Source organism: Chitinophaga oryzae (assembly GCF_012516375.2).
GTDB classification, from domain to species: domain Bacteria; phylum Bacteroidota; class Bacteroidia; order Chitinophagales; family Chitinophagaceae; genus Chitinophaga; species Chitinophaga oryzae.
On the sequence record NZ_CP051204.2, the window covers coordinates 1,205,681 to 1,228,488 of the forward strand.

The window sequence follows — 22,808 nt, forward strand, 5'->3', positions numbered from 1 at the left end:
CTTTAGGGGTAATATAATAACGCCGGCCTTTGCGGGCTTACAATCCCCGTCTAACTCCGCGCTCTTTGCGAGAAAATTTGATTTTGTGGTATTTCAGCGTAATTTTGCCACTTCTTTTAAAAGCAACCTCCGATAATTAATTAAATCATTATGGTAGACGTTTTGTTAGGCCTGCAATGGGGCGACGAAGGCAAAGGTAAAATTGTGGACTATTTTGCCGGCAGGTACGACGTGATTGCCCGTTTCCAGGGTGGACCAAATGCTGGCCATACCCTGTATGTAAACGGTCAGAAAGTAGTTTTGCGCACCATTCCTTCCGGTGTGTTCCATGACAAAACCATTAACCTGATCGGTAATGGTGTAGTGTTGGACCCTGTGGCTTTCAAGAAAGAAAGCGAAGATATCGCTGCCCTGGGCATCGACCTGACAAAAAACCTGTTTATCGCGGAAAAAACGCATATTATTGTTCCTACGCACCGTGCGCTGGATAAAGCTTCCGAGATCTCCAAAGGTCACGACAAAATCGGCTCTACCCTGAAAGGTATCGGTCCCGCTTATATGGACAAAACCGGCAGAAACGGCCTGCGTGTGGGAGATGTGATCTCTGCTGATTTTAAAGCGCTGTACGAAAAGCTGAAGCAGAAACACCTGCAGATGCTGTCCCAATACAATGTGGAAGGACTGGAAGCGGATATCGAAGCCTGGGAAAAAGAATTCTTCGAGGCGGTACCTTTCCTGCAGAAGATGAACATCGTCAGCGGTGAATACTTCCTGAACGAGAAACTGAAAGCCGGTAAAAAAGTACTGGCGGAAGGCGCACAGGGAAGCATGCTGGACGTGGACTTCGGGACCTATCCGTTTGTGACTTCCTCCAATACTATTTCTGCCGGCGTATGCACCGGACTGGGCATTGCTCCGCAATGGATCAAGGAAGTGATTGGCGTTACCAAAGCTTATTGCACCCGTGTGGGCAGCGGTCCTTTCCCGACAGAACTGCATGACGCCACCGGTGAACAGTTGCGTGCCGCCGGTCATGAATTTGGCGCCGTAACCGGCCGTCCCCGCCGCTGTGGCTGGATCGACCTGGTAGCCCTCAACTATACCTGTATGCTGAGTGGCGTTACCCAGTTGGTAATGACCAAAAGCGACGTACTCGACGAATTTGACGAAATACTCGCCTGCACTGCCTACGACATCAACGGTCAACAGACCAGACAACTGCCTTTCCAACTCAACGGACTCGAGGTGAAACCGGTATGGGAAACCTTCAAAGGATGGAGCGACAAGACTGCTACCTGCAAGCAGTTCAACGAGTTACCTTCAGAGATGAAAACTTTTGTGGAAGCAGTAGATAATTATCTGGGCGTTCCCGTGAAATACGTTTCCAACGGGCCGGGACGGGACCAGATACTGGAGCGCTAAACCACAAAAATTAAGGAAAAAAAACGGCAAAAAAAATTTGGCTAATCAAAAAAACTGTTAAAACTTTACGGCAAAGAAATAAGTGAACCTATTATGAAATCAAAATCTGATAAAGAGAAAGAGACGAAAAAAACTACTTCTCCTAAGACTGCAAAAGACGCTCCTAAAGCTGCGGCCAAGCCTAAGAAAGAGGTGGATGAAGATGATGAGGACGACGAGGATGAAGAGGAAACTACATCCAAGAAACCCTCAAAGAAATCAGATAAGTCAGCTTCCAAATCCAAACGCAAAAGCGATGACGATGAAGAAGATGACGAAGATGATGATGATATGGATGATATGGATGACGCGTGGGAAAAGGGCGAGGACGATGACTATGATCCGGACTTTGAAGAGTTTGACATGCCTAAGTCAAAAGGTAAACGCGGCCGCCCTGCTGGTGGCAGCAAGAAATCCGATGACGACGACGACCTGGGCCTGGACGACGACTTCAAGGACATGGACCTGTTCAATGACCGCTTTGACGACGACGACGACGATTTTTAAGGATTAAAAGCGATTAGTATCAGAATATTTCACACTTTTCCGGTCAACGATCAGAAAGTATTTAAACAACAAATGTTGAATTGGGCTAACCAGTTCAACATTTGTTGTTTATTGGATAATAATAACTATCCCTCTGCTTATCATCGTTTTGAAGCACTGCTGGCCGCAGATGCGTTGCAAACGCTGGAAGCCCCCGCCGGTAATGCCTTTCCCGCGCTGGAACAGTTCTATGCCACCCACCGCGACTGGCTCTTCGGGCACCTCGCCTACGACCTGAAAAATGAAACAGCTCCCGGCCTGCGCTCCGATAACCCCGACAGCACCGGCTTCCCGGACCTGCACTTCTTTCAGCCCCGGATCGTTATCTTCCTGAAAAACAACACCGCACATATCGGCGGCCTCCATTTCTCACACGAAGATGCTATGCGGGTATACCAGGAATGTCTTCGTATGCCCGTTGCCGTTATTGCGCCTTCCGCGCCGCGGCTCACCACCCTGCAGGCACGCCTCGATCACACCCGTTATATCAGCGCCGTAAAAAGCCTGCAGGCGCATATTCTCCGCGGCGATTGTTACGAGGTCAACTTCTGCCGCGAAAACTTTATGGAAGACGCCCGCGTGTATCCGCCGGCGTTGTTTTCACAACTGAATACGCTGTCACCCGCGCCGTTTGCAGCCTACTACCGTTTGCAGGACCGTTACCTGATCAGCTCCAGCCCGGAAAGATATCTTCAGAAAACAGGCAGCACGGTCATCTCCCAGCCCATCAAAGGCACCAGCAAAAAAGACGCTGACCCGGTACAGGACCAGGCGCTGCAGGAAGCGCTGCGCAACAATCCCAAGGAAAGGGCCGAAAACATTATGGTGGTAGACCTGGTACGCAACGACCTGTCACATACCGCCTTACGGGGCAGCGTACACGTAAAGGAACTGTGCGGCATCTATTCTTTTGCGCAGGTGCATCAGATGATCTCTACCGTGGCGGCGGAAACAGCCCCCGGCACGCGGTTGACAGACATCCTGAAACATACCTTTCCCATGGGGTCCATGACCGGAGCGCCCAAAATCCGCGTGATGCAGCTGATAGAAGAATACGAGCAAAGCCGCCGCGGGCTTTACTCCGGCGCCGTAGGATACATCACGCCGGAAGGGGACTTCGATTTCAATGTAGTGATCCGCAGCATTATCTATAACGCCACCCGGCAATACCTGTCCTTCCAGACCGGCTCCGCGGTCACCTTCTACAGCGATCCGGAACTGGAATGGGAAGAATGCCTGCTGAAAGCAGCGGCTATGGTGCGGTTATTTGAATAGCTGTGCCATCGCTTCCCCGATAGTAGGATAAGAGAACTGAAAACCCGTGTTCTGGATCTTTTGCGACGACACGTTCACACTTTTTAATACTTCAATGCTCATTTCACCCAGCGCCAGTTTCAGGGCGAAAGCCGGCACATAGCTGGTAATGAAACTGTTGCCTTTGGCGGCATGGGCCATCGCGAGCATCAGCTCTTTATGCCGTACCGGTTGCGGCGCCACGGCGTTATAGGTGCCTTCCAGGTGGTCGTTGACGATAGCGTTGAAATACAGCCGTACAAGGTCCTGTATATGAATCCAGCTGATGTACTGATCACCTGAACCGAGCACCGTGGCAAAACCAAATTTCAGGGGCTTGTAAAATTCTTTGAGGGCGCCGCCTTCCCGGCTCAGCGCTATCCCGGTACGGAAAATCACCAGCTTCTTGTCTAGTGCCTTTACCGGCGCGATGCTCTGCTCCCAGGCAAGGGTAGTGCTGCCCAGGAAATCGGTGGCAGCCGGGTCTGTTTCTGTAAAGGCATGATCTTTCGTTTCCCCGTAATAACCGGTAGCGGAAGCGCTGATCACTTTTCTGATTTTATTGGGATGGGTTTGCAGGGATTTTACAATCAGTTCACTGCTTTTGGTGCGGCTCTCAAGGATCTCCTGTTTCCGGGCCGCTGTCCACCGTTTGTCGCCTACGTTGGCGCCTGCCAGATGGACAATATAATCGGCCTCCTGCAGGGCGTTTACATCCAGCGTTTGATTGTCCACGTCCCAGGCGGCATAACGGACCGCTGTATTAGTGCCCTTCTCCGGCTTTCTGGTAAGGATGATCACTTTATAGCCGCGCTCCAGCAGCAGCCGGGTTAGTGCCGTTCCTACCAGTCCCGTGCCACCGGTTATCATAACGGTCTCCATCAGGTATATCTTGCTTTAAAAATATTTTATTAAAAATACACAATAAATCCCGCCTTTTGGTATTTAAGTAAAGACGCGGTTTACATCATGTAAATTGCTGTATTAATTTCTGATTTTTAATGTAAGTTTGGAAATGACGCGGCTGTTCACGTCATCTACCATTTCATTATCAGCATTATTGAAACCACATCAGAGTATGCATACGCTATACCGCATCCAACTGTTACTGATGCTGCTCTTCGCCGGCAGCGCAGCAGTAGCGCAGAAAATTTCCTATTCCGAACCAGAAAAAGATGATTACAAAAGTACCGAATTTGAAATCATAGGTAAGGTGGGCGGCAATATACTCGTCTATAAAACCGACAGGGGCGACTACTCCGTGTCTGTTTATGATGCTGATATGCAACTGAAAGAGCGGGTGAAACTGGACTTCCTCCCCCGGAAAGTTATCAGCATGGACTTTGTGGCTTATTCCGACAAGGTGCTGATGATTTACCAGTTCCAGCGGAAAGATGCCGTATTCAGTTTCTGCGCCACCATGTCGCCCGAAGCGCGCTTCAGCGACGCCCCCGTGCTGATCGACTCTACCCGCATCGGCATGTACTCCAAGGAAAACAAAGTGTATTCCATGGAGGTGTCTGAAGACAAGCGCCGCATCCTCGTCTATAAAATCAACCAGGACAAGGAAGACAACAACGTGTTCTATACCTTCCTGTACGACAGCGCCATGACGCTGGTCAATAACAGCCGCCTGTCGCTGCCCATGGCCGGCAGGAAGCAGTTTCTCAGCAATTTTAACCTCACCAACGACGGCGACCTGGTGTTAAGTAAACTGGAACGTACCTCCAACCGCGATTATGTGGTGAGTGGTAACCTGGTGATGAAACGCGCACTGGTGGACAGCTTTGAGGTATCACCGCTGTCGTTCAAAGGCCAGCTGCTCGATGAAGTAAAGATGAAGCTGGACAACAGCCGGCATACCGCCCTGATCACCGCCTTTTACTACAAACAGAAGCGGGGCAATGTGGAGGGCATGTACCTGTATAAGTTCGACTATCAGAACAACAAGCCGCTCTATGAGAAATCAGTCGTGTTTCCCAACGACCTGAAGATGAATGCCCGCGGGGAGTCCAATACCGCCAGCGCGTTTAACGACTATTTCATCCGCAGGATCATCAATACTGCCAACGGCGGCTTCCTGCTGACCGCGGAGTCATTTTATACCTCTTCCCGCTACCAGCCGTGGAACCGCTGGAACTATATGTACGGCGCCCCTTATGGCGGTATGTATTATTCCCCTTACTACTATTCCCCTTATTCCCCGCTGTACTATAACCCCTGGTACTGGAACAATTCCCAGGGTGTGCGCTATCATTACGATAACGTGGCGGTCCTGTCTTTCGATGAAGAAGGCAATATGCAGTGGAACAACTTTGTCCGCAAAAGCCAGTACGACGACAATGCAGACCTGTATCTGTCTTACCTGATGGTAAACATCGGCAGTGAGCTGCGTTTCCTGTACAATGAGCTGGACAGGCGCAATTACCTGCTGACAGACGTCAGCCTGGCGCCGGGCGGAAAAGTAACCCGTATGCCTACGCTGCGCAACCTGGACAAGGGTTTTACCTGGATGCCCCGGTACGGAAAACAGATCAGCGCCCGGACAGTGTTGGTGCCGTGTGTATATAGAAACTATATTTGCTTTGCTAAAATTGACTTTTAATCACACCTTTGCACTGTGATACGATTTTTCCGTTCAGGCAATCCGCTTACGGTATTGCTGTTGCTGATATACACATTACTGGTTAAGTTTTATTATCTCATACACCCTTCCCCATACATGGCGGATGGGTCTGAAGGCCTTTTGTACAGCCTGCTGGTCAAATGGCTGAAGGTGCTGACCGGCGGCAGCCCTTTCGTGTTTACCGCACTGGCGGTAATGCTGATGCTGCTGCAGTCGTTGCTGCTGACCAAGATCATCAACCATCACCGGCTGTTTCCAAAGTCTACCTACCTGCCGGCGATGTGTTACCTGCTGTTCACCTCCCTGCTACAGAGCTGGAACGTTTTTTCCCCCGCGCTGCTGGTGAATGTGATCATGCTGTGGGTGTTTTCCAGTATAACGGAGCTGTACACACGGACCTCCGCGCGTGACGTGGTGTTTAACATCGGTTTTGCCCTGGGCATGTGCGGACTGATTTATTTTCCGGCCATTATTTTCTGCCTGTTGCTGCTGGTAAGCATGCTGATCATGCGGGCGTTCCGGCTGGCGGAGTGGATCATTGCCATCCTGGGATTGATCTGTCCTATCTACCTGATGGGCACTTACCTGTTTCTGACCAACCAGATGACGCTGCTGCGGCAGATTCCCAATATAGGATTGTCGCTGCCGCTGATCACCGATTATAAAGTATGGGGCGCGATGATCGCGTGCCTGTTGTTCTTTGTGCTGGGCTGGCTGCTATTGCAGCGTCCGCTGATGAAAATGCTGATCCAGGGCCGTAAAATATGGGCGGTGCTGATTGTATATGTATTGGTAGCCATGCTGGTGCCTTTCTTCAATGTGCATTTCTCTCCCGCTTATTGGGTGCTGGCCGTGCTGCCGGTGGCCATGTTTGCCGGTAACGTGTTCTGGTCTGTCACCAACGAAACCTTCGCCAACGTTATTCACTTCATTGTGCTGGGGTATATGATTGTTATGCAGTATTTCAGCTAAACCGCTTTTTAAGTAATTGACCGCCAGTATTTTGTTAAATCAGGATGAGCGGCAATGGAAAATTGCGAATGTAGAAGTAATTTTGTCCTTTCCTGCTCCCCTTGATATAACGGTTTAATATCATGCGAATGGCCGGAAAAATCGATTTATAAAATATTATTTACATATAAACACAAAACATTTTCAGATGAAATTTGGCGTTGTCACCTTTCCGGGCTCTAACTGTGATCATGATATGATTGATTCTCTGCGCAATGACCTTGGGCAGGAAGTAATAGAGCTGTGGCACAAGGATAAAGACCTGAGCGCATTCAGCACAACAGATTGTATTGTATTACCGGGTGGTTTTTCCTATGGTGACTACCTGCGTTGCGGCGCTATCGCCAGGTTCAGCCCTATGATGCAGAGCGTGATCGAATTTGCCAACAAAGGCGGTCGTGTGATCGGTGTATGTAACGGTTTCCAGGTGCTGTGCGAAGCAGGACTGCTGCCAGGCGTGCTGCTGCGTAACCAGAACCAGCAGTTCATCTGCAAAAACATCTTCCTGAAAAGTGAAAACAACGTGGCTTCCCTCACAAAAGATGTGACCGGCCGCCCGCTGATGATTCCGATCGCCCACGGTGAAGGCCGTTATTATGCGGACGACGCTACCCTGGACGAGCTGGAAAGAAACAAACAGATCCTCTTCCGTTACTGCGATGAGTTTGGCAACATTATTGAATCAGCTAACCATAACGGTGCCATCCGTAACATCGCTGGCATCTGCAATAAAGAAAGAAACGTATTTGGGATGATGCCTCACCCGGAAAGAGCTACCAGCACGGCGCTGGGTAACACCGACGGGCAGCTGATATTCCAAAGCCTGATCAACAACAATTAATCAATCAACCAACCAACCAATTAAAAAGAAAAAGCATGAAAAAATTACTCACAGCACTGGCGCTGTTCGCTCTGCCCATCCTGGCAAGCGCACAGATTGAGAATCCGGTTAAATGGAGCTTTACCTCCAAAAAGGTAAATGCCACGACTTACGAAGTGCACGCTACCGCTACTATCGAAAGCGGCTGGCACTTATACGCACAGGAAGCAGGTGAAGGCCCGGTACCTACCAGCTTCAAATTCGCTAAAAACCCGCTGGTAGCCGCCGACGGTAAAGTGAAAGAAAATGGTAAACTGCATAAGTCTTTCGATAAAAACTTCAACTCTGAGCTGAAATACTACGAAAACACTGTCAACTTCGTACAGACAGTAACCGTTAAAGGTAAAGCAGCTACCAAAGTGAAAGGTACTGTAGAGTTCATGGTATGCGACGACCACCAGTGTCTGCCTCCGAAAGAAGTGGAATTTGCGGTAAGCGTGGGAGGAAAATAATTGCGCACCATCACCAAAAATATGTCTATACGATGAACGAGTTCCTCCAGGGGGACTCGTTGTCGTTTAACCTACTGTATATTCTTTAAAGCCTATTGACTATATGAAGCATTTGCTTTCATTGCTGATACCGGTCTTCCTGCTGTTCGCCTTCCGTGCCGGCGCACAAGACCAGAGCCCTAAGCCTGTTAAATGGGAGTTCTCCACCGAAAAGAAAAACGATCAGGAATACGTACTCCATGCCAGGGCAACGATAGAGAAAGGAGCGCTGTTGTTTTCCACCACCATGGGCAACGACGACCCGAATACCCGCATCGTTCCCGATAGCAGCACCAAACTTACGCTGGGCAACATTACCGAAAAAGGTCAGCTCCAACAGCGCAAAGAACCGCTGTTCGACAACCTGGAGATCAAATACTTTGAAAATGAAGTGGAGCTGACGGCCGAGCTGAAAGGCTCGCCCGCTAACGGCAAAATCAAAGGTAACATCACCTACATGGTGCTGAAAGGAGAAGAAGTCCTCCCGGAAGAGGCTGCTTTTGACCTGAAAGCAGCGCCTGCCGCCGCCAACGGCAGCACGGTAGCGCCGGCTGCTGATGGCGCCACCACCGCCAACGACGTAGCCGAAGACGATGCTTCCAACAAGTCGCTGATGTGGATCTTCCTGGCCAGCTTCGGTGGCGGCTTCATTGCGCTGATCACCCCGTGCGTGTTCTCCATGATCCCCATCACGGTGAGCTTCTTCACCAAGCGTAGCGGAACTAGAGCGCAGGGCATCAAAAACGCCTTCCTCTATTCCCTGTCTATTATCGTGATTTATACCCTGCTGGGCTTCCTGATCACCAAGATATTCGGCGCCAGTGCGCTCAACTCGCTTGCGAGCAACGGTATCGCCAACATGATTTTCTTTGTGATCTTCCTGTTGTTTGCCTTCTCGTTCCTCGGAGCGTTCGAGATCTCACTGCCCAGCTCCTGGGCCAACGTGTCTGACTCCAGGGCAGGCATGGGCAGCTTCCTGGGTATCTTCTTCATGGCCCTCACGCTGGCTATCGTATCTTTCTCCTGCACCGGTCCCATCCTGGGCAACCTGTTGGTACTGGCGGCGAAAGGCGGTAATTCCGGCCCGCTGGTGGGTATGTTCGGTTTCTCGCTGGCACTGGCCATTCCTTTCTCCCTCTTTGCGCTGTTCCCCAGCCTGCTGAATAAAATCGGTAAATCCGGCGGATGGCTCAACGCGGTGAAAGTGACCCTTGGCTTCGTGGAACTGGCGCTGGCCCTCAAGTTCCTGTCCAACGTAGACATGGCTTACCACTGGAACCTGCTGGACCGTGAGATATTCCTCGCCCTCTGGATCGCGATCTTCGCACTGCTGACACTGTACCTGATCGGTAAGCTGAAATTCAGCCACGACAGCGATGTGCCGTTCCTCTCCGTGACCCGCCTCTGCTTTGCGATCGCTACCTTCACCTTTGTGATCTACATGGTCCCGGGCATGTGGGGCGCTCCGCTCAAAGGCATCAGTGGCTTCCTGCCGCATGAAGGCTCACAGGACTTCAACCTGAGCAAATCATTGACAGACATACAGGTATCGCTGGAAAGCGGCGGTGGCGGCGGTGGAAACACCGGTGGCCATACCAATACCATCAAACCGCAAAAGCTGGTGGACATCCTGCATTCTGAAATTCCGGGTGTGGAAAACGTGTTCTTTGATTACGACGAAGCGCTGGCAGCAGCCAAAGCGGCCAACAAACCGCTGATGCTCGACTTTACCGGCCACACTTGTGTGAACTGCCGTAAGTTCGAAAAATCAGTGCTGTCCAATCCGGCGGTGATGAAGATCCTGCGTAATGATTTTATCGTAGCGTCTTTGTATACCGACGAGAAAACGTCCCTGCCGGAAGCGGAACAATATGTTTCCAAATTCGACGGCACGAAAATCAAAAACGTGGGCCAGAAAAACCTGGACCTTGAGGCTACCCACTTCAAGCGTAACTCCCAGCCGTATTACATTCCGGTAGACCTGGAAGGTAATGCCCTGGTGAACAAGGGCTATGGATATGATCCAAAAGAAGATGCCAACGCCTTTATCCAGTACCTGGAAAATGCGAAAGCGGAATTTGCCAAAAGAAAGAAATAATATTCAGGGATTTTTTGATTTACGGATGTTCTGATTTCGTAGATTGATAAAAAAAGAGAAAACCGAAGCGAGTATGAATTGCTTCGGTTTTCTCTTTTTTATTCGCAAAATCACAAAATTCGTACATCAGGAAATCCCAAAATATTCCGGCAGTGCTTCGAGCTTGATCTTCTCCTGCTGGCCGGTGCTGAAGTTTTTCACGCTGACCAGGCCTTCCTGCAGTTCTGCTTCGCCCAGGATCACTACGTAGGGAATGCCTCTTTTATTGGCGTATTTGAGCTGTTTGTCCATCTTGGCGTTTTCGTGGAACAGTTCTGCCGCGATGCCTTTGGTGCGGAGCTGCATCATGTAGTTGAAGCAGGTACGGGCGCTTTCGTCGCCAAGGTTCAGGAACAGCACTTTGGTAGACTGTTGTGCTTCCTGGGGGAACAGCTGCAGTTCTTCCAGTACGTCGTAGATGCGGTCCACGCCGAAGGAGATACCTACGCCGGAGATGCCTTTGAGGCCAAAGAGGCTGGTAAGGTCGTCGTACCGTCCGCCGCCGCCGATGCTGCCCATTTTCACGGTGGGAGGAGCTTTCACTTCCACGATCATGCCGGTGTAGTAGTTGAGGCCGCGGGCCAGGGTAACGTCTATTTCCGGTGTGGTATTGAAGGTGCCGAAGCCGGAGTTGAGCACGTAAGAGAGTTCTTCGATGCCTTTGAGGGCGGTGGGGGAAGACTGGAGCAGGGTTTTGAGCTGCGTCAGTTTTTCCTCGCTGGTGCCGCTGATGGCCAGGAAGTTTTCGATGGTGGCGATGTCCGCATCGGTGAGGCCTCTGGCGGCCAGTTCTTTGCGTACGCCTTCCGCGCCGATTTTATCCAGTTTATCGATGGAGATGGTGATATCTGTGAGCAGTTCGGGTTTGCCGATTACTTCCGCGAGGCCGCTGAGGATCTTGCGGTTGTTGATGCGCAGTTCATAGCCTTGCAGTCCCAGTTTGGTAAGTACGGTATCGTAGATGAGGAGCAGTTCCACTTCATTGAGGAGGGAGTTGCTGCCCACCACGTCGGCGTCGCACTGGTAGAATTCGCGGTAGCGGCCGCGTTGTGGTTTATCGGCGCGCCATACCGGCTGCATCTGGTAGCGTTTGAAGGGCAGGGCGAGGTCGTTCTGGTTCATCACCACGTACCGGGCGAAGGGGATGGTGAGGTCATAGCGGAGGGCTTTTTCTGTTATGGCGGCTACCAGTGACTTGTTGTCGGTGGCAGCTTGCGCTTTGGGGAATATTTCTCCGTTGTTGAGTATTTTAAACATGAGTTTATCGCCTTCCTCGCCGTATTTGCCGGTGAGGGTGGAGAGATTCTCCATGGCGGGTGTTTCGAGCGGCTGGAAGCCGAATACTTCAAATGTTTCGCGGATGGTCCGGAAAATATAGTTGCGTTTTCTGACTACAACAGGGCCGAAGTCGCGGGTTCCGTTGGGAATACCGGGTTTTATCATCTTGAAAAAATATTATAATTAAAGTGGTGGTGATTATTCCTGATCGGTGATGTTTTTGCAGGCATCGTAGATCAGTTGATATACGGGGGCGAAGAGGGCGTCGTCGAACCAGGGGTCGGGCACGTCCTGATCATCATCCAGCAGATGTCGTACTTTGGCCTTATCCGCTTCGTTACGGGCTTTTTTCAGCACATCGCGATGGTTGTTACGGTCCATCACGTAGATGCGGTCAAACCGGTCGAAATCGGCGGTTTCAAACTGCCGGGCGGCGAGGCCGGAGATATCCACGCCCTGACGGCGGGCTTCCCGGATGGCGCGGTGGTCCGGTGAGTGGCCGATATGCCAGTTGCCCGTACCTGCCGAGTCTATTTGCCAGTCCAGCCCCTTTTCTTTAGCAAGATGCCGCATAATACCTTCCGCAAGGGGTGAGCGGCAGATATTACCGAGGCATACCATCAGTATTTTCATCGTTTCAGAGAATTGCGTATCAGGCCGCAAACCTACAAGTTATTATGGAAATGTTCATCTATTTGCATCTTTTAGTCAACAAAAGCAGTCGGAGCGGCTGTTTTTGCTTCGATACAGGATATGCTTATGTCAACTATAAACACCGGGAAATGATTAAATTTTAAATCAAAAAATAACAACATGTTGAAAAAATGCCTCAAATTGCGCTTCAGCGGGCATCCGGTAAGGGTTTTGCAGCTTTTTTTTAACATTCCTCTAAAATTCCCAATTCAAGTTTAAAAAATATTTTTTTGTATAATTGTAATTCGCAAGATGGAAATGCAAGACGAACAAACAAACGGGCTACGGGAAAACCGGTACAGGCCTATGGGTGAACTGATAAGAGGTATCTTCTTTATCCTTTTCGGGCTTTTCGCAATTTTTGCGCAGAAGCTTGGACTGGGTGAATTCCGCATATCCCCGCAATGGATGCTGGTATTAGGCATTGTATTGATGCTTTATGGTATTTTCAGGGTATATAATGGTATCCGCAAGTTATTTTTTAACAGGAACTAAAGGAAGGGAAGATATGTTTTTCAGGATTACTAAAAAGTATGCTGTATATTTAACAGCCTTGACATTACTGGCGGCCTGCGGCAACAACCAGAATGCGAAAAAACTGGATACCGCCACAGAAGGGGAGATACGTATCAGCGTGGATGAAACGTATAAACCGTTGCTGGATTCGGAGATCAAGGTTTTTGAATCGCTGTATCCGAAGGCGCACATCGTGCCCTCTTACAAGCCGGAAGCGGAGTGTTTCAGAGATCTTTTAAATGATAGTGCACGCATGGTCATCGTGACCCGCGATTTCAATGCAGCCGAACGTGATTATTTTAAGAAGATAAAAATTACACCGCAAAGCCTGATGCTGGCGTGGGATGCGCTGGCGCTGGTGGTGAACCACGACAATCCTGATTCCATCCTGACGATGGACCAGGTGCGCGGTATCATGGATGGCACCAATAAAGAAAGAAAATGGCAACTGGTGTTTGATAATGCCAACTCGAGCACCGTACGTTATATCCAGGATTCCATTAATAAAGGTAAACCTTTGCCAGCCAATACCATGGCAGCCAAGACTAACCCGGAAGTGATAGATTACGTCGCCAAAAACAAGGACGCAATCGGCGTGATAGGCGTGAGCTGGATCTCTGATCCCAGCGATTCACTGGCCCTCGCATTCACCAACAAAGTGTCCGTTGTAAAGCTGAGAGCGGATAATGGTTCGGAATTTGTATTGCCATATCAGGCTTACATTGGTATCGGATCCTATCCATTAAAACGTGGCTTCTACTTTTGTCTGAAAGAGCCTTACCATGGTTTAGGCTCGGGATTTGCTACCTTCCTTGGTAGTTATGAAGGACAGCTTGTGATCAAGCAGTTCCGCTTATTCCCGGCGAGATTGAATGTAGTATTCAGGGAAGCCAACCTTAAATAGTCAAAAAAACACAACTAAAACTAAAACCAGATTGCAAATGAACAGACGGAAAAGTTTACTCGTAGCATTGCTGTGCGCCGCCTCCGGCAGTGTGATGGCTCAATCTGTGCAGGATGGATTGAAAGACCTGTATTATGGTAAAAACCTGTCCGCCAAACAGACTTTTGAAAAAGTAATTGCTGCGAAACCAACTGAAGACAAAGCTTATTACTACATGGGTATAGCACAACTCGCCATGGAAGACGTAGCCGGCGCTACTGCCACCTTCCAGAAGGGTTTGCAGGCCGTTCCGACTTCTGCTTTACTGCAGGCGGGCATGGGCCGTATCGATCTGCTCAAAGGCGATGCTGCTGCTGCCAAAGCTAAGTTTGAAGCTGCCAGCGCTGCTACCCAGGGTCGTGATGGCGACGTTGCCCGTGCCATTGCCGACGCTAACACAGAAGTGAAAGGTGGTGACCGCGCTTATGCCCTCACCGTAATGGACAAGCTGCTGAACAACGAAGGCCGCAAGAAAAAAGAAATGTACACAGCTACTCCGGCTGACTATATCGAACAAGGTGACGCCTATCGTTACCTCGGTGGCGAAAACGGCGGTAAAGCCATCGCTGCCTACGAAAAGGCACTGGAGCTGGACGCCAACAGCGCTGAAGCGGTGATGAAACAAGGTCTCGTAAACTACAACGCGAGACTGAAAGCCGAAGCAGTGGCCGACTGGACCAAAGCGACCAATATGGACCCGAACTATGCTCCTGCTTTCAATGAGCTGTTCCTGTTCTACACCACACCGAAAAAAGATCAGCTGTCCTGGGAGAAAGCAGCTGAATACCTCGAAAAATACATGGCGATCGCCGACCCTGCGGATAAAACCAAAAACGAATACCTGGCCGCTTCCGTAGCTTTCTTCAAAAAAGACTATGACGGCGCTATCGCTAAAGGCCAGGCTGCAATGGCCGGTGCCAACGAAATGTACAAAAACAAATTCAGCCTGCTGATAGGTGATGCTTACCTGCAGAAAGGGGACTCCCTGAATGCGAAAAAGGTAATGGATGATTATGCACAAGCTGTAGGCGAAGCTAAACTGGACTCCAGCGACTTCAAACTGCTGAGCACTATCTACCTCCGTCTGAAATCTTCCGACTCCGCTACACAGAGCCAATACACTGACAAGGCGCTGGGCTACCTGGAGAAGTTCGCTTCTTCCACCACCGCTAAAGATCCGGAAACTTACATCCAGATCGCTGAAGCGCTGAAATCCGCCAGGAAATATGAGCAGGCCGGTGACTGGTATGAAAAAGCCAATGAACTGCGTCTGGCCAATAAAGAAACACTGGGCGCTATCGACTACTTCAACGTAGGTCTTAACTACTACTATGCAGGTATCGGTGCTAAACCGGTAGATACGGCGCTGATCAACAAAGCAGACGCTGCATTCCAGAAAGTAATTGAGGCGAAACCAGAACTGGGTACCGGTTATTACTGGAGAGGCCAGGCTAACTTTGCCAAAGACCAGCAGGCTCAGACCGGTGTAGCTAAACCTTTCTATGATAAATACATAGAAATCACCGAGCCTAATGGTGCTGACAAAAACAAAAACACACTGACTTACGCTTATACTTATGAGCTGTTGTACTACTACTTCAAGGAAGATAAGGCGAATGTGCAGGTGTATGCCGATAAGCTGACCGCTATTGATCCGAATAACATCACTGTTAAACAGATCAAGGAAAACATGGCCAGCCGTGAAAAACCTGCTAAGCCAGCGGCTAACAAAAAATAATATAACTGCTTGTCATATAAAAAGCCCCGGGCCATCTTGGTCCGGGGTTTTTTATATGGTGCACCCCCTGTGCCGGAAATAAATCTTCCGGGTTTGCTGTCAGATTGACACTTTGATCTTTCCGGTAAGTTGTTTTTATCAGGCAGCCAACGAGGCGGTGGGGAAGGGCCGGCGGCGGAACCGGCGGCCGAACCGGGAGCAGCAGGGTGTTGCGGGTCCGCCGCCAACGGTGCAGGGGAGCAGTCCTGCTTATTATCGGCCCGGGGGATCAGTTGCCGGTACAATCTTGACAAAATGGCCGGTTGACTGCGATGTAAAAAATGTATTTATATTTTATTTATTATTTATATTTAACGATTGGTCAGGATTCTCTCCCGGGATTCATTGTGTAAAAAACACAAAAAGGCTTTACATGCTCGATTTGCGGTGAGTGAACCGGGGATCGCGGGAATGGTTTCCCTGGTTTCCGGTTGGCAAAAAAAGATAATATTTTAACCTTCAAATAGATTTGATATTTGGTTTAGTTACAGTATTTTTGCGAATTCGGACAATGTTTTATCGGGAAGCTTATGTATACAGATACTGTATTTTTGTCAGCAACGACTACTCCTTTTAGCTATTTCCCTATAGTACTGCAATTACTTGCTGCTTTAGGTTTTGTTGGGATCACCATGCTAGCCACCCACTTTCTGGGGCCCAAACGTAAAACAAGTGATAAGCTTATTAACTTCGAGAGCGGCATTGAGCAGCGCGGGAATGCGAGGCAGCCGGTAGCGATCAAGTACTTTCTGACGGCTATTCTCTTCGTGTTATTTGATGTGGAAGTGATCTTTTTCTACCCGTACGCTGTTAATTTCAGGTCACTGGGTTGGGAAGGGTTCGCTGCTGTGCTGATGTTTGTGGGCTTCTTCCTGTGCGGGTTTATCTACATCGTGAAGAAGGGAGCCCTGAAGTGGGAAGACTAATCTTAAACCTTTAAATCTTAATCCAATGGCTCGTCCGGTTCAATATAATACCAATGTGAAGATGGTGGAAGTCCCTGAGGGATATTCCGGTGAAGGGTTTTATGCCACCTCATTTGATAAGGCCATCGGTTTGGCGCGTAAAAACTCCATCTGGCCTTTACCATTCGCTACCTCCTGCTGTGGTATCGAATTTATGGCTACGATGGCCGCCACTTACGATCTGGCACGTTTCGGCGCGGAACGTATGGCATTTACCCCCCGTCAGTGCGACCTGCTGATGGTAATGGGCACTATTTCCAAGAAAATGGGCCCTATCGTGCGCCAGGTGTACCTGCAGATGGCGGAGCCCCGCTGGGTAATGGCAGTAGGCGCCTGTGCCTGCAGCGGTGGTATATTTGATACTTATTCTGTTTTACAAGGAATTGACCAGGTGATTCCGGTAGATGTGTATGTTCCGGGATGCCCTCCCAGGCCGGAAGGCATTATCGACGGATTCATGAAAATACAACAGCTGGTGGGCAATGAAAGCCTGCGTCGCCGTAACTCCGACCGTTATAAGGAACTGATGGAGTCTTACGGTATCAAATAGGGTGTGAATGGTAACTTGTAACTCGTAAATCACTTATTGTTAATGTCTTTAACAAACGAACGCATACAACAACGCCTGACGGAGAAGTTCGGGGATGTACTGACCGGTTTTGAAGAGCCGTTTGGAATGCTCACCTTCACCGCACAGAAAGATTATAACCTGAAAGTAATGCAATTCCTGTTCGATGATGAGGAATTGCGTTTTCGTTTTCTGACAGACATCACCGCCGTGCATTATCCCGAACGGAAAGGGGAGGAGCTGTGCGTGGTATACCATCTGCACAACTTCGTGGACAATGTAAGGCTGCGCCTGAAAGTATATACGCCGGTGGCTTCACCGAAAGTATTTACCGCTACCAGCCTGTATGAATCTGCCAACTGGATGGAGCGTGAAACCTATGATTTTTTCGGGGTGGATTTCGTAGGGCATCCTAACCTGATCCGTATTCTCAACGTGGATGAAATGACCTATTTCCCCATGCGCAAGGAATTCCCGCTGGAAGATCCCATGCGTACAGACAAAGACGACGAAATGTTCGGCAGGGGCGGTCACTTTTAATCAATTAGGCTATGTTAGACCAGAAACAACATATAAAACTGCCGGAAGGCTCCATAGAAAAAAATACGACCACGCTGAACCTGGGTCCTACCCACCCGGCTACACACGGCGTATTCCAGAATATCCTGGAAATAGACGGCGAAAGAGTAGTGAGCGCCGTATCCACTGTAGGATACATCCACCGCGCCTTTGAAAAGATCGCAGAACGCCGTCCCTATTACCAGATCACTCCGCTCACAGACAGGCTGAACTACTGCTCTGCCCCCATCAACAACATGGGCTGGATCATGACGGTGGAAAAACTGCTGGGACTGGAAATTCCCAAGCGTGTTGACTACCTGCGGGTGATCATCATGGAGCTGGCCCGTGTTGCAGACCACCTGATCTGTAATGCGGTAATGGGAGTAGATACCGGCGCACTGACCGGTTTCGTGTACCTCATGACCTACCGTGAACTGATATACGAAATTTACGAAGAGATCTGCGGTTCCCGTCTGACGACCAACATCGGCCGTATCGGCGGTTTCGAAAGAAACTTCACCCCTGCGGCCTTCGAAAAAATAGAACGTTTCCTGAAAGAATACCCGGAAGCACTGAAAGAATTTGAAACCCTGCTGACCCGCAACCGAATCTTTATGGAACGTACGCAGGGCGTAGGCGCCATCAGCGCGGAAAGAGCCATGAGCTACGGCTTTACCGGTCCTAACCTGCGTGCCGCGGGCGTGGATTACGACGTGCGCGTGGCCAGTCCGTATTCCTCTTACCAGGATTTCGACTTCTCAGTACCCGTGGGCACTACCGGCGATTGCTACGACCGTTACCTGGTACGCAACGCGGAAATGTGGGAAAGCATCAGCATCATCCGTCAGGCGATGGAGAAGCTGAAAGGCTTGCCGGACGACGTATACCATGCAGACGTTCCGGCTTATTACCTGCCTGAGAAAAAAGACGTTTACACAAAAATGGAAGCGCTCATCTATCACTTTAAGATCGTGATGGGTGAAACAGAGATACTGCCCGGCGAGGTGTACCACTCCGTAGAAGGGGCCAACGGTGAACTGGGCTTCTACCTGATCAGCGATGGTGGCCGCAGCCCCTACCGGTTGCATTTCCGCCGTCCCTGCTTTATCTACTACCAGGCTTACCCTGAACTAATCAAAGGCGCCATGCTGAGCGACGCGATCGTGTGTATGAGTAGTCTTAACCTGATTGCCGGTGAACTGGATGCATAGTAGTACCTGCCCCTGCGGGTACTATTTGTTTTTATGAGAGCGTCTAAAGAATAAAAAAGCTTACTTAAACATAATTTTTTAATGGCTGTGGTTCAATTTTCTGAAGAGAAACTGAATAAAGTAAAAGAGATCATCGCACGCTACCCGGAAGGGAAGCAGAAGAGTGCGCTGATACCTGTGCTGCATCTGGCGCAGGAGGAATTTGGCGGTTGGCTGAGTGCAGAAACCATGGACTACGTGGCAGGCTTACTGCAGATAACGTCCATCGAGGTATACGAAGTGGCCACCTTCTACAGCATGTTCAACCTGAAACCGGTGGGCAAATACCTGTTTGAAGTATGCCAGACAGGTCCCTGCATGGTAAGTGGTTCGGATCAGATCATTGACTATATTAAGAACAAACTGGGTATCGGCGTGGGTGAAACTACGCCTGACGGCATGTTCACCCTTAAAACGGTAGAATGCCTCGGTGCCTGTGGTTATGCGCCCATGATGCAACTGGGTAAACATTTCCGCGAACACCTGACCCCTGCCAAAGTGGATGAAATCATCGCGGAATGCAGGGCTAAAGCTAATTGATGCATCAGCAAAAGAATATAGTCATGCGTATTGGGTTATTCATCTATCAGCACCGGCAGACCATCATCGAAGCGGGATTGTTGATAGCAGCACTGGCAGGACTGTGGCGGGTGAACAACTGGTTCCTCTCCTTTATCTGCGGCGTGGCCTCCGGGTACCTGTTTTTCCGGCTGGCAGAGCGGGTAGCGCAGCACCGGATACGCAAGGCATAAAAGATATATCATACAAATCTGTTGATGGTGCTGGTTTACCTATCACCATTAAACCATAAGGAAGACAATGGGACGCAAATTACTGTTAGACAAAGCACACATAGAAGGTATCCGGTATTACGACACTTACCGGGCTAACGGCGGTTATGCTGCGGCGGAGAAAGCCCTGAAATCCATGGGCCCCGATGCTGTAGTGGAAGAAGTCAAGAAGAGTGGCCTGAGAGGCCGTGGTGGCGCAGGTTTCCCTACCGGCCTGAAATGGAGCTTCATCGCCAAACCGGAAGGTGTTCCGCGTTACCTCGTCTGCAATGCGGACGAATCAGAACCGGGCACATTCAAAGACCGTTACCTGATGGAGTTCATCCCTCACCTGCTGGTGGAAGGCCTGCTGATCTCCAGCTTCGCCCTGGGCGCTAACAGAGCCTATATCTATATCCGCGGCGAATACGCCTGGATACCGGACATCCTGGAACAAGCCATCGCCGAAGCCAAAAACAAAGGCTGGCTGGGAAAAAACATCCTCGGTACCGGTTACGATCTCGAAATATTTGTACAACGCGGCGCCGGCGCCTATATCTGCGGTGAAGAAACAGCCCTGCTGGAATCACTGGAAGGCAAACGCGGCAACCCCCGCATCAAACCACCATTCCCGGCCGTAAAAGGCCTGTGGGGATGCCCTACGGTGGTAAACAACGTGGAAACCATTGCTGCGGTAGTGCCCATCGTTAACATCGGCGGCGATGAATACATCAAATTCGGTATCGGCAAATCCACCGGTACCAAACTGATCTCCGCCTGCGGTAATATCAACAAACCCGGCGTTTATGAGATCGAAATGAACATCTCTGTAGAAGAATTTATTTACTCTGACGAATACTGCGGAGGCATCAAAGGTGGTAAACGCCTGAAAGCCTGTATCCCGGGCGGTTCTTCCGTACCGGTGCTGCCGGCCAACCTGCTGCTGAAAACAGCCAAAGGCGAAACCCGGATGATGACCTACGAAAGCCTCAACGACGGCGGTTTCGCTACCGGCTCCATGTTGGGCTCCGGTGGCTTTATCGTGATGGACGAAGACCAGTGTATTGTGCGCAATACCCTTACCTTCGCCCGTTTCTACCACCACGAGAGCTGCGGCCAGTGCAGCCCGTGCCGCGAAGGTACCGGCTGGATGAAAAAAGTGCTGCACAACATCGAATACGGAAAAGGTAAAATGAGTGATATCGACCTGTTGTGGGACATCCAGCGCAAAATCGAGGGCAATACCATCTGCCCGCTCGGCGACGCCGCCGCATGGCCTGTGGCTGCTGCCATCCGTCACTTCCGCGACGAGTTCGAATGGCACGTGACACACCCGGACGAAGCGCTGACACGCAACTTCGGCCTGGCGCACTACGCCGATCCGCTGCCTGCACCGGCACCAGCCGCTGTCTAGCTCACGCAAAGTAGCAAAGCAGCCAAGGCGCAAAGATTATTTTCTGGAATTGTTAACCCAAAATATTTTCATCCATGACAGAAAATGAAATCTCTAAGGAGGTTGTCGACGCATGCTTTGTAATACACACTAAGTATGGACCAGGATTGTTTGAGTCGGTTTATGAAGAATTACTGAGTTATGAACTGATAAAGAGAAATCTGAAGATTGCAAGGCAGGTTGGGGTGAATTTGGTTCATGACGATATAGTTCTTAAAAAAGCATTCAGGGCGGATTTGATTGTTGAAAACAAACTAATTGTTGAAATAAAATCTGTAGAAGAGTTGAAGGACATGCATTACAAGCAGCTTTTTACATACATGAAGCTTGCAAATGTGAAACTCGGATTACTGGTTAATTTTAACGTTGCTCTGATAAAAAATGGCATTCATAGAATAGTAAACAAATTATAAAATATAACCTTTGCTCCTTTGCTGCTTAGCGGCTTTGCGAGCAAAAAATATATCAAGATGGCGGAGGAAAAAAAATTATTCAAGGTTAAGATCGATAACATCTCCGTAGAGGTCGAACCTGGTACTACGATACTGAATGCGGCCCGGACGATAGGAGGGGATGTGGTACCGCCGGCTATGTGCTACTACTCCAAGCTGCAGGGCAGCGGTGGTAAATGCCGTACCTGCCTGGTAAAAGTAACCAAAGGCTCCGAGGCCGACCCGCGCCCGATGCCTAAACTGGTGGCCAGCTGCCGTACCACCGTGATGGACGGTATGGAAGTGGCTAACATCACTTCTCCGGAAGTACAGGAAGCCCGTAAAGGCGTGGTGGAATTCCTGCTGCTCAATCACCCGCTGGATTGCCCCGTTTGCGACCAGGCCGGTGAATGCGACCTGCAGAACCTGAGCTATGAACACGGCGCTGAAGCTACCCGCTACGAATTCAAACGCAGAACTTTCGAAAAAATCGATATCGGCGACAAGATCCAGCTGCACATGACCCGTTGCATCCTCTGCTACCGCTGCGTATTCACTGCCGATCAGCTCACGGAAAAACGCGAACACGGCGTACTCGGCCGTGGCGACGCTTCTGAGATCAGCACCTATATTCATCAGTCACTCGACAATAACTTCATCGGCAACGTGATCGACGTTTGCCCGGTAGGCGCCCTCACCGATAAAACTTTCCGTTTCAAAAACCGCGTATGGTTCCTGAAACCGGTAGACGCCCACCGTGACTGCGAAGACCCGAAATGTTGCGGTAAAACTGTTCTGTGGATGCGTGGCGATGAAGTGTTCCGCGTAACCGCCCGTAAAGACAAATACGGCGAAGTGGAAAACTTTATCTGCGATACCTGCCGTTTCGATAAAAAAGAAAAATCAGACTGGATCATCGAAGGCCCCCGCAAAATAGACCGTCACAGTGTTATTTCCCAGGGCCATTACGTGAATACCGTTAAACCGAAAGATCCGCTGGTGGAAGTACTGGACGGAAGGCAGCCCAAACTGCTGTTCGATATCCACTCTACAAGTGAGGTAAACCGGCCGGAAATAGATCTCTCTAAGATCGACGGTCCTGCCCATTCGGACGATTTTAATAAGTAAGCATCGTATTCGTAATTCGTAATTCGTAAT

Annotated in this window: 23 protein-coding genes; 20 read left to right on the forward strand and 3 right to left on the reverse strand. The window is 49.9% G+C overall.

What is annotated here, in order from left to right:
- The first annotated feature begins 150 nt into the window (after positions 1 to 150).
- The 3 genes from HF324_RS05090 (at position 151) to HF324_RS05100 (ending at position 3,282) form a co-directional block, all read left to right on the forward strand.
- On the forward strand, positions 151 to 1,422 hold the full coding sequence (locus tag HF324_RS05090; protein WP_168810117.1) for an adenylosuccinate synthase: 1,272 nt from the start codon (positions 151 to 153) through the stop codon (positions 1,420 to 1,422).
- Positions 1,423 to 1,515: 93 nt separating this feature from the next.
- Entirely contained in the window at positions 1,516 to 1,968 is a 453-nt protein-coding gene (locus tag HF324_RS05095) for a hypothetical protein (RefSeq protein WP_168810119.1), read from the forward strand.
- Positions 1,969 to 2,040: 72 nt separating this feature from the next.
- Positions 2,041 to 3,282, forward strand: a complete 1,242-nt coding sequence (locus HF324_RS05100; protein WP_168862054.1) for an anthranilate synthase component I family protein — start codon at positions 2,041 to 2,043, stop codon at positions 3,280 to 3,282.
- Here the strand turns inward: HF324_RS05100 and HF324_RS05105 are convergent.
- Entirely contained in the window at positions 3,271 to 4,182 is a 912-nt protein-coding gene (locus tag HF324_RS05105) for a TIGR01777 family oxidoreductase (RefSeq protein ID WP_168810122.1), read from the reverse strand. The two genes, HF324_RS05100 and HF324_RS05105, sit on opposite strands and share 12 nt — an antisense overlap.
- A gap of 196 nt (positions 4,183 to 4,378) precedes the next feature.
- Between HF324_RS05105 and HF324_RS05110 the strand changes: the two genes are divergently transcribed.
- From HF324_RS05110 to HF324_RS05130, 5 genes are all read left to right on the forward strand, one after another.
- Complete coding sequence (locus HF324_RS05110; protein ID WP_168862055.1) at positions 4,379 to 5,905, forward strand: hypothetical protein; 1,527 nt, start codon at positions 4,379 to 4,381, stop codon at positions 5,903 to 5,905.
- 117 nt (positions 5,906 to 6,022) lie between these two features.
- Positions 6,023 to 6,898, forward strand: a complete 876-nt coding sequence (locus HF324_RS05115; RefSeq protein WP_220101274.1) for a hypothetical protein — start codon at positions 6,023 to 6,025, stop codon at positions 6,896 to 6,898.
- A 187-nt stretch (positions 6,899 to 7,085) separates the two neighbouring features.
- Positions 7,086 to 7,778 (forward strand): phosphoribosylformylglycinamidine synthase subunit PurQ, encoded by a 693-nt coding sequence (purQ, locus tag HF324_RS05120; protein WP_168810129.1) that lies wholly within the window; start codon positions 7,086 to 7,088, stop codon positions 7,776 to 7,778.
- A gap of 35 nt (positions 7,779 to 7,813) precedes the next feature.
- Positions 7,814 to 8,269, forward strand: a complete 456-nt coding sequence (locus HF324_RS05125; protein ID WP_168810131.1) for a protein-disulfide reductase DsbD domain-containing protein — start codon at positions 7,814 to 7,816, stop codon at positions 8,267 to 8,269.
- 103 nt (positions 8,270 to 8,372) lie between these two features.
- Positions 8,373 to 10,406: a protein-disulfide reductase DsbD family protein gene (locus HF324_RS05130; protein ID WP_168862056.1), complete on the forward strand. Its 2,034-nt coding sequence runs from the start codon at positions 8,373 to 8,375 to the stop codon at positions 10,404 to 10,406.
- 126 nt (positions 10,407 to 10,532) lie between these two features.
- Here HF324_RS05130 and hisS read toward each other — a convergent pair whose 3' ends face one another.
- Entirely contained in the window at positions 10,533 to 11,888 is a 1,356-nt protein-coding gene (gene hisS / locus HF324_RS05135; protein WP_168810135.1) for a histidine--tRNA ligase, read from the reverse strand.
- Between the two features lie 33 nt (positions 11,889 to 11,921).
- Positions 11,922 to 12,356, reverse strand: coding sequence for a low molecular weight protein-tyrosine-phosphatase (locus tag HF324_RS05140; RefSeq protein ID WP_168810137.1), 435 nt, complete (start codon positions 12,354 to 12,356; stop codon positions 11,922 to 11,924).
- Between the two features lie 312 nt (positions 12,357 to 12,668).
- On the opposite strand from HF324_RS05140, the gene HF324_RS05145 reads away from it, so the two are divergent.
- From HF324_RS05145 to HF324_RS05200, 12 genes are all read left to right on the forward strand, one after another.
- Positions 12,669 to 12,911 carry a hypothetical protein gene (locus tag HF324_RS05145; protein WP_168810140.1) on the forward strand — a complete coding sequence of 81 codons (243 nt, stop codon included), beginning with the start codon at positions 12,669 to 12,671 and terminating at the stop codon, positions 12,909 to 12,911.
- A 58-nt stretch (positions 12,912 to 12,969) separates the two neighbouring features.
- Positions 12,970 to 13,836 (forward strand): substrate-binding domain-containing protein, encoded by an 867-nt coding sequence (locus HF324_RS05150; protein ID WP_168810142.1) that lies wholly within the window; start codon positions 12,970 to 12,972, stop codon positions 13,834 to 13,836.
- A gap of 37 nt (positions 13,837 to 13,873) precedes the next feature.
- Positions 13,874 to 15,613 carry a tetratricopeptide repeat protein gene (locus HF324_RS05155; protein ID WP_168810144.1) on the forward strand — a complete coding sequence of 580 codons (1,740 nt, stop codon included), beginning with the start codon at positions 13,874 to 13,876 and terminating at the stop codon, positions 15,611 to 15,613.
- Positions 15,614 to 16,284: 671 nt separating this feature from the next.
- A complete protein-coding gene (locus HF324_RS05160) occupies positions 16,285 to 16,578 on the forward strand; it encodes an NADH-quinone oxidoreductase subunit A (RefSeq protein ID WP_246269418.1) in 294 nt (97 codons plus the stop codon).
- Positions 16,579 to 16,603: 25 nt separating this feature from the next.
- The gene (locus tag HF324_RS05165; protein ID WP_168810148.1) at positions 16,604 to 17,167 is read left to right on the forward strand and encodes an NADH-quinone oxidoreductase subunit B; all 564 of its coding nucleotides are present in this window, start codon (positions 16,604 to 16,606) and stop codon (positions 17,165 to 17,167) included.
- Between the two features lie 42 nt (positions 17,168 to 17,209).
- Positions 17,210 to 17,725 carry an NADH-quinone oxidoreductase subunit C gene (locus tag HF324_RS05170; protein WP_078668888.1) on the forward strand — a complete coding sequence of 172 codons (516 nt, stop codon included), beginning with the start codon at positions 17,210 to 17,212 and terminating at the stop codon, positions 17,723 to 17,725.
- Between the two features lie 11 nt (positions 17,726 to 17,736).
- Complete coding sequence (locus tag HF324_RS05175; RefSeq protein ID WP_168810150.1) at positions 17,737 to 18,957, forward strand: NADH-quinone oxidoreductase subunit D; 1,221 nt, start codon at positions 17,737 to 17,739, stop codon at positions 18,955 to 18,957.
- Between the two features lie 81 nt (positions 18,958 to 19,038).
- Positions 19,039 to 19,536, forward strand: coding sequence for an NADH-quinone oxidoreductase subunit NuoE family protein (locus HF324_RS05180; RefSeq protein ID WP_078668886.1), 498 nt, complete (start codon positions 19,039 to 19,041; stop codon positions 19,534 to 19,536).
- A 23-nt stretch (positions 19,537 to 19,559) separates the two neighbouring features.
- A complete protein-coding gene (locus HF324_RS05185) occupies positions 19,560 to 19,748 on the forward strand; it encodes a hypothetical protein (RefSeq protein ID WP_078668885.1) in 189 nt (62 codons plus the stop codon).
- 67 nt (positions 19,749 to 19,815) lie between these two features.
- The gene (gene nuoF / locus HF324_RS05190) at positions 19,816 to 21,180 is read left to right on the forward strand and encodes an NADH-quinone oxidoreductase subunit NuoF (RefSeq protein ID WP_168810152.1); all 1,365 of its coding nucleotides are present in this window, start codon (positions 19,816 to 19,818) and stop codon (positions 21,178 to 21,180) included.
- A 74-nt stretch (positions 21,181 to 21,254) separates the two neighbouring features.
- Positions 21,255 to 21,632, forward strand: a complete 378-nt coding sequence (locus tag HF324_RS05195) for a GxxExxY protein (protein WP_168810154.1) — start codon at positions 21,255 to 21,257, stop codon at positions 21,630 to 21,632.
- Between the two features lie 57 nt (positions 21,633 to 21,689).
- Positions 21,690 to 22,778, forward strand: coding sequence for an NADH-quinone oxidoreductase subunit G (locus HF324_RS05200; RefSeq protein WP_168810156.1), 1,089 nt, complete (start codon positions 21,690 to 21,692; stop codon positions 22,776 to 22,778).
- Positions 22,779 to 22,808 lie beyond the last annotated feature (30 nt).

What these genes read in the sequence shown, in the direction of transcription:
- HF324_RS05090 (WP_168810117.1), top strand. Translation starts at nt 151, where the DNA reads ATGGTAGACGTTTTGTTAGGCCTGCAATGGGGCGACGAAGGCAAAGGT.
- HF324_RS05095 (WP_168810119.1), top strand. Translation starts at nt 1,516, where the DNA reads ATGAAATCAAAATCTGATAAAGAGAAAGAGACGAAAAAAACTACTTCT.
- HF324_RS05100 (WP_168862054.1), top strand. Translation starts at nt 2,041, where the DNA reads ATGTTGAATTGGGCTAACCAGTTCAACATTTGTTGTTTATTGGATAAT.
- HF324_RS05105 (WP_168810122.1), bottom strand. Translation starts at nt 4,182, where the DNA reads ATGGAGACCGTTATGATAACCGGTGGCACGGGACTGGTAGGAACGGCA.
- HF324_RS05110 (WP_168862055.1), top strand. Translation starts at nt 4,379, where the DNA reads ATGCATACGCTATACCGCATCCAACTGTTACTGATGCTGCTCTTCGCC.
- HF324_RS05115 (WP_220101274.1), top strand. Translation starts at nt 6,023, where the DNA reads ATGGCGGATGGGTCTGAAGGCCTTTTGTACAGCCTGCTGGTCAAATGG.
- purQ (WP_168810129.1), top strand. Translation starts at nt 7,086, where the DNA reads ATGAAATTTGGCGTTGTCACCTTTCCGGGCTCTAACTGTGATCATGAT.
- HF324_RS05125 (WP_168810131.1), top strand. Translation starts at nt 7,814, where the DNA reads ATGAAAAAATTACTCACAGCACTGGCGCTGTTCGCTCTGCCCATCCTG.
- HF324_RS05130 (WP_168862056.1), top strand. Translation starts at nt 8,373, where the DNA reads ATGAAGCATTTGCTTTCATTGCTGATACCGGTCTTCCTGCTGTTCGCC.
- hisS (WP_168810135.1), bottom strand. Translation starts at nt 11,888, where the DNA reads ATGATAAAACCCGGTATTCCCAACGGAACCCGCGACTTCGGCCCTGTT.
- HF324_RS05140 (WP_168810137.1), bottom strand. Translation starts at nt 12,356, where the DNA reads ATGAAAATACTGATGGTATGCCTCGGTAATATCTGCCGCTCACCCCTT.
- HF324_RS05145 (WP_168810140.1), top strand. Translation starts at nt 12,669, where the DNA reads ATGGAAATGCAAGACGAACAAACAAACGGGCTACGGGAAAACCGGTAC.
- HF324_RS05155 (WP_168810144.1), top strand. Translation starts at nt 13,874, where the DNA reads ATGAACAGACGGAAAAGTTTACTCGTAGCATTGCTGTGCGCCGCCTCC.
- HF324_RS05160 (WP_246269418.1), top strand. Translation starts at nt 16,285, where the DNA reads ATGCTAGCCACCCACTTTCTGGGGCCCAAACGTAAAACAAGTGATAAG.
- HF324_RS05165 (WP_168810148.1), top strand. Translation starts at nt 16,604, where the DNA reads ATGGCTCGTCCGGTTCAATATAATACCAATGTGAAGATGGTGGAAGTC.
- HF324_RS05170 (WP_078668888.1), top strand. Translation starts at nt 17,210, where the DNA reads ATGTCTTTAACAAACGAACGCATACAACAACGCCTGACGGAGAAGTTC.
- HF324_RS05175 (WP_168810150.1), top strand. Translation starts at nt 17,737, where the DNA reads ATGTTAGACCAGAAACAACATATAAAACTGCCGGAAGGCTCCATAGAA.
- HF324_RS05180 (WP_078668886.1), top strand. Translation starts at nt 19,039, where the DNA reads ATGGCTGTGGTTCAATTTTCTGAAGAGAAACTGAATAAAGTAAAAGAG.
- HF324_RS05185 (WP_078668885.1), top strand. Translation starts at nt 19,560, where the DNA reads ATGCGTATTGGGTTATTCATCTATCAGCACCGGCAGACCATCATCGAA.
- nuoF (WP_168810152.1), top strand. Translation starts at nt 19,816, where the DNA reads ATGGGACGCAAATTACTGTTAGACAAAGCACACATAGAAGGTATCCGG.
- HF324_RS05195 (WP_168810154.1), top strand. Translation starts at nt 21,255, where the DNA reads ATGACAGAAAATGAAATCTCTAAGGAGGTTGTCGACGCATGCTTTGTA.
- HF324_RS05200 (WP_168810156.1), top strand. Translation starts at nt 21,690, where the DNA reads ATGGCGGAGGAAAAAAAATTATTCAAGGTTAAGATCGATAACATCTCC.